Origin of the sequence: Companilactobacillus bobalius, assembly GCF_002179915.1 — a bacterium.
GTDB classification, from domain to species: Bacteria; Bacillota; Bacilli; order Lactobacillales; family Lactobacillaceae; genus Companilactobacillus; species Companilactobacillus bobalius.
Map to the genome: position 1 here is coordinate 1 of NZ_MYFM01000022.1, position 2,257 is coordinate 2,257.

At 30.0% G+C, this 2,257-nt stretch carries 1 rRNA gene; it reads left to right on the plus strand.

From position 1 onward, the window contains the following. Window positions 1-96 (plus strand): 5S ribosomal RNA (gene rrf, locus LKACC16343_RS14095); the annotation flags it as partial. Window positions 97-2,257: the final 2,161 nt, after the last annotated feature.

Genomic DNA, 2,257 nt, shown 5'->3' on the forward strand with positions numbered 1-2,257 from the left:
GATACACCTGTTCCCATGCCGAACACAGAAGTTAAGCTTCTCCACGCCGAAAGTAGTTGGTGGGAAACTACCCGCGAGGATAGGTAGCTGCCACGCTAATGGTAAGGAATCAACCAAATGGTTGGTTTCTTTTTTTGTGTCCTCAAGCATTTTCAATGCTTGGAGGCACATCCAATAATAGAAGAGACCAGTCAAGATGATTCTAGCGAATCACTCGACCGGTCTCTTTTTTACTTATATATAAAACTAATAATTGGGCCGTATAAATTAGTTATCAACTGAGTTATTTAAACATATCATATGATTTCTACTCATATTTTTAGGATCTTAGATAATCTGGAATCACACAATACCATTCTGTACTCAATGTAATTCCAACAATAATTTTTATTTATATATTATTATTTGTTTTAAATTTACTAATTGTAAAATCATTATCCATTGCAGTTTTTAGAGTCTTTAATAAAAAATTAAGATTCCGATAGTAGTGCAAAAGTATTAATATAGTACAAATAGAAAAATTTGCGATTAATATCAATCATTTTATCTATAGTGATCTTTTCAAAATTTTTGTCCGTTCCATTCAACAATATGTTTTGTATGTCATAAATTCATTATTATTTTCGGATATGCTTATTGTTATATCAGAACTGTGATTGTAGACTTCTTTTTAACGGAGAATACTTTGGTGAATTCAAAGTCGCCATAGAAATGATCTGTAAATCAAAATATTACTTTGAGTCATTTATTGAGGATAGATAAATCCTTAGTTAAGGTGTCAACTGGAATTAAAAAATTAGAATGATTACGAATAGTTCATTCTTATTTATGGTGGTAAAGGGGGATTGTATTGGTCGATATATCTATGACTGAAGATATTAATCAAGAGTTGTTTGGATCAAGAGGTATAAGATCAATCTTGAATATATTTATATAACTCATGTATGGACCACCTCTTTAGGTTAATGTGATTAAAGAATTTTTTTCAGGTGTAAAGATCATTATTATGAAAACTACAGTGGATGGAATACCCGCAGTGATAGAAATTCTGCATGCAGATAAGTTACTAAGGCGATGGCGGAGTTAACGATAATTTTGATTTAGAAAAGTTATTTGATTGAAATTATTAAAAACAGTTTTACCGATACTCACAATATAACTAGCTGTTGAATTTCAGATGATTGATTGTTGCCGGAGATGTTGCGTATAATGAAATTCTGTTGTAATTACTCCGACTGGAGACAGTATTATGAATATAAGGTTTCTGTGAATGATGATCCCATTATTTTTGATAACACGATTCAGTACCTTGAGGATTTAAATCGATTAGTTGAAGATACAGAGGTTCCGGATATTTACTTGAACAGATGATGAAAAACTATCTTAACTTTGTAAACCTTGGATTACTATAAAGTGCTGTGTATTCAATCGTATATTAAAAGTGTTTATAATGGCCGTTGCTAGTAATTGAGATTTGTATTACTAATTACAGTAGAATAATCAATAATATAGGGAAATGCCTTTTTCGAATAGCGTTCTTTACGTACAGTTATGTATATTGAATCCAATAAGGCTTTCTATATGTATGTATTTGGATATTATAGATAGAAATGGAGTTGCTTTCGATTTAATATGAAGATATTCGAGTTACCAATATGTTTTATGAAGGTCAATATGATACATTTGTTAGAAGAATGGAATTCATAATAGTTAAAAGTCTGAATCTTAATTATATATTTAAATGGATTACTCAGAATTTGATTACGTCACCTGTAAAATAATCCGAATAATATGTGATTGATTTATAGGGAACACACGGCCGTCGGGTAACATTGAAGTTCCAGAATATATTAATATTTGTCTTTAAAAAAACCTACAAATTATTTGCATATTTTTGTTGACGTATCGTTCTGAGATTGGTATTCTAATATACGTTGTCTCGTAAGTTACCAACTAGACCAATTCAAACGATTGAAATTAGTTGTTGACAGAGATAATGATAAAATGGTATTATTACTAAGTTGTCGCTTGAAGATGACTTATCAACAAGAAACATTGTTAAATCAATTTTCTTGTTGACATCATATCATTTAGATGATATGATAATTAAGCTGTTAAGTTAATTAACAACTGGTAGACCTTTGAAAACTGAACAAAGTTTTAACACTAAAATTGTGTAGGCCAACATTTATTTGTTGGATTTACAACGAAGTCAATTCGCTAGTATTTTTATTTATGAGTCACAAACTTTTAATAT